This window comes from Streptomyces radicis, from assembly GCF_003626575.1.
Classification (GTDB): Bacteria; Actinomycetota; Actinomycetes; order Streptomycetales; family Streptomycetaceae; genus Streptomyces; species Streptomyces radicis.
Genome location: NZ_RBDY01000066.1, coordinates 1 through 3,327 on the forward strand (window position 1 = coordinate 1; position 3,327 = coordinate 3,327).

General features: G+C 76.0%; 3 protein-coding genes and 1 pseudogene. 3 read left to right on the forward strand and 1 reads right to left on the reverse strand.

Annotated elements, in window-relative coordinates:
* Positions 1–305: 305 nt before the first annotated feature.
* Positions 306–1,190 (forward strand): universal stress protein, encoded by an 885-nt coding sequence (locus tag D7318_RS32205; protein WP_120700790.1) that lies wholly within the window; start codon positions 306–308, stop codon positions 1,188–1,190.
* A 69-nt stretch (positions 1,191–1,259) separates the two neighbouring features.
* Here the strand turns inward: D7318_RS32205 and D7318_RS32210 are convergent, their stop codons facing one another.
* Positions 1,260–1,955, reverse strand: coding sequence for a response regulator (locus tag D7318_RS32210; protein WP_120700791.1), 696 nt, complete (start codon positions 1,953–1,955; stop codon positions 1,260–1,262).
* 239 nt (positions 1,956–2,194) lie between these two features.
* Here D7318_RS32210 and D7318_RS32215 point away from each other — a divergent pair, with 239 nt between their 5' ends.
* Both D7318_RS32215 and D7318_RS33580 read left to right on the forward strand, forming a co-directional pair.
* Positions 2,195–2,929 carry a universal stress protein gene (locus tag D7318_RS32215; RefSeq protein ID WP_120700792.1) on the forward strand — a complete coding sequence of 245 codons (735 nt, stop codon included), beginning with the start codon at positions 2,195–2,197 and terminating at the stop codon, positions 2,927–2,929.
* A 168-nt stretch (positions 2,930–3,097) separates the two neighbouring features.
* Positions 3,098–3,327, forward strand: a pseudogene (locus tag D7318_RS33580) (hypothetical protein); the annotation flags it as partial.

The window sequence follows — 3,327 nt, forward strand, 5'->3', positions numbered from 1 at the left end:
GCAAACGCCTTCATTCGGCCGTGGGTTACCGCCCTCCACGCGAAGTCCACGCCGAGTACCATCAGTTGCGCATCGCCGCATGAAACGAACGACCAGCCCCCTGTCCGAAAAGCAGAGGGCCCCTCACTTCCACGGTGCCCCGGCGGCGGGGTCAGGCACGTGGGCCGGACGGGTCGGAAAGCCGGGCCGAACGGCCCCGCCCCCGGCGTCGATCGGCCCCATGACCGGGCGGGGTGCGCGGGTCGAGGGTGGTGGCGAGGAAGCGGCGGAGACACCGCCCGCACCGCACCCTGGAGGTACTCGTCATGTCCCGCACCATCGTCGTGGGCCTCGACGGCTCGCCGGAGAGCCTGGCCGCCGCCGCGTGGGCGGCGGACGAGGCGCTGCGCCGTGGCGCGGCGCTGCGGCTCGTGCACGTCGACGAGCCCGAGCTCCGCCCGCCGTCCTGGCCCGTTCCCGGCGGGGACCGCCGGGCGGTCCTCGACGGCGTGCTCACCGAGCGGGCGGCCGACCTGACCGCGCGTCACCCGGGGCTACGGGTGACCCTCGAACGCCTCACCGGCGTCCCCGGCGAGGAGCTGGCCGAGCTGTCGGGCGGAACAGACCTCATCGTCCTGGGCTCGCGCGGCCTCGGCCGGATCTCGGGATTCGTCACCGGCTCGGTCGCCGGGGCGACGGTGGCGCGCGCCGGGTGCCCGGTGGCGCTGGTGCGGGCCGCGGGCGCCGAGGGAACGGGAACCGTACTCCTCGGCCTCGCTCTCCCCGAACCCGCCGACGCGTTGATCACCTTCGCGTTCGAGGAGGCCGAACGCCGGGGCGCGGAGCTCCTCGCCGTCCACGCCTGGAACGTGCCGTCCGTCGCCGAGCTGGCGCCCGGTGGGGGGTACCTCCCGGGCTCCCAGGGCCCTGGGGTGGACGCCGGGGTCCTGGCGGCCGTGGGCGCGGACAGCGAAAGGCGGGCGTCCGCGGTGCTCGCGCCGTGGCGCGCGAAGTACCCGGAGGTGGCGGTGCGGGAACGCGTCACCCGGGGCCGCGCCGCCCGACTCCTCCTCGAGGAGGCGCCGGACGCCGCCCTTGTGGTCACCGGGCGGCGCATGCGCACCACCCGCCTGGGCGCCCACATCGGGCCGGTCACCCACGCGTTGATCCACCACTGCCCGGCGCCGCTCGTGGTGGTCCCGCACGAGTGACGGGCTCGGCGCGCGGGGCGGGGCGGTGCGCGGAGCGGGGTGGCGCGCGGGCTCTGGTGGGCGCGCGGGTCAGCCCCGCGCGCCGCCGGTCTGCGGCCTGGCCCGGCTGGCGAGCACCGCGGCCTGGACGCGGCGCTCCACGCCGAGCTTGGCGAGCAGCCGGGAGATGTGGTTCTTCACCGTCTTCTCCGACAGGAACAGCCGCTCACCTATCTGCCGGTTGGTCAGCCCCTGCCCGATGAGCATCAGGATCTCCCGCTCGCGCGGGGTGAGCCCGGCCAGGAGGTCGTCCGCGGGCTCGGCTGGGGCGTTGTCGCCGCGGAGGCTCCCCATGAGGCGGGCGGTGGTGGCCGGGTCGAGCATCGACTGGCCCGAGGCAACGGTCCGCACGGCCGCGACCAGGTCGGAGCCCCTGATCTGCTTGAGGACATAGCCCGCGGCCCCGGCCATGATCGCGTCGAGCAGCGCGTCGTCGTCGTCGAACGACGTCAGCATCAGGCAGGCGAGCTCCGGCATCCGCGAGCGCAGCTCCCGGCAGACCGTGATGCCGTCGCCGTCCGTGAGCCGCACGTCGAGGATCGCCACATCGGGGCGCAGCGCCGGGCCCCTGGCCAGCCCCTGCGCGGCGCTCGACGCCTCGCCGATCACCTCGATGTCGGGCTCGGCGTCCAGCAGGTCGTGCACGCCGCGGCGGACCACCTCGTGGTCGTCGAGCAGGAACACCCTGATCGGTGCCTGCGCTGAGAACGTGCGCGCCTCGCCCATGTGCCGTCGTACTCCCCGATGGTCGTCCTGTCGCCTGATCCTGTCCCGATGGTGCCCCGCCATGCCCGAAGGCACCAGGGCCGAACGGCCCTCTTCCGCGCCACGGCCCTGCCCCAACGGCCCCCCTGAGGGGCCCTCTTCGGCCCTCGTCCCCCCTCCGCCGCGCCCGGAGCCTTGGGGGAGAGCCCGCGTGCCCGCGGGGCGTGGGCGGCTCCTCCCCACCCCTGTGAGGACCGGACATGACCACACAACGGCACGTCATCGTCGGCTTCGACGGCTCCCCGACCGCCACCCGCGCGCTCGACCTGGCCGCGCGTGAGGCCGAACTGCGCGGCTCCGCGCTCGACATCGTCTACGCCGTCCCCGACCGGGACCAGGCCGAACCCGTCCTCGCCGCCGCCGTGGACCGCGCCCGAAGGCGCCACCCAGGACTGCTCACCCTTCCCCTTCCTCTGATCGGCGACCCGGTCACCGTGCTGCTCCGATGCGCCGGAACGGCCGCGCTCACCGTCGTCGGCGCCCGCGCCCCCGGTGGCCAGTCCGCCTGGCCGTGGCGGTCGGTCGGCGCACGACTCGCCTACGGGGGCACCACCCGGGCCGCGAGGGCCCGAGGGCGGGTCGCCGGGCCGGTGCTGGTCGTGCGCGGCGACCCGGGACCGGCGCGGGTCCATGGCGACGTCCTGCTGATCGCCGCCGACGGGGCGGACGCCGAGGCGGCGCTCCACGCCTTCGAGGAGGCCGACCGGCGCGGCGTCCCGCTCCGTGTCCTCCCGCCGTCCCCGCACTCGGCCGACGCGCTCGTGGAGGCGACGCGCGGCGCCGCGGTCACCGTCCTCCCCGTGCACCGCTCGGGGGCGCGGCGCGGGCGGCTGACCCGTGCGCTCCTCCACGGCGCCCACTGCCCCGTGCTCCTGGTGCCGGTGCCGCCGCCCCCGAGGGCGGTCTCCCCGAGGGATGCCTCCCCGAGGGGCTGACCGGCCAAGGGACCGACCGGGCCCGCCCGTTGAGGACCTTCGGCCCCCCGCCCCTGGCCCGCGCGGCCCATCCTCCCGGGGGTGCCGCGGCGAGACAGTCGTGGTGCACCGGAACACCGGACAGCGCGTACCACGTCAGAGCGAACCACCCCAGAAGGGACAGCGATCATGGCCATCCAGGACCACCCGAACCCCCGTCGCCGGACGCAGGGCGGCGCGGACGACACCGCGCCCGCGACCCCGCGGGCCGGGTCCGATGCCGTGGTGGGTACCGCCGTGGGGTCGGTGCCAGGTCGGATCCTCGCCGGGCTCCGTGTGGCGCTGGGCTTCGTCTTCCTGTGGGCGTTCCTCGACAAGGCCTTCGGCCTGGGCTACGCCACCCAGGCGGAGAACGCCTG

Coding starts and splice junctions, on each gene's coding strand:
- D7318_RS32205 (WP_120700790.1), top strand. CDS start 306: ATGTCCCGCACCATCGTCGTGGGCCTCGACGGCTCGCCGGAGAGCCTG.
- D7318_RS32210 (WP_120700791.1), bottom strand. CDS start 1,955: ATGGGCGAGGCGCGCACGTTCTCAGCGCAGGCACCGATCAGGGTGTTC.
- D7318_RS32215 (WP_120700792.1), top strand. CDS start 2,195: ATGACCACACAACGGCACGTCATCGTCGGCTTCGACGGCTCCCCGACC.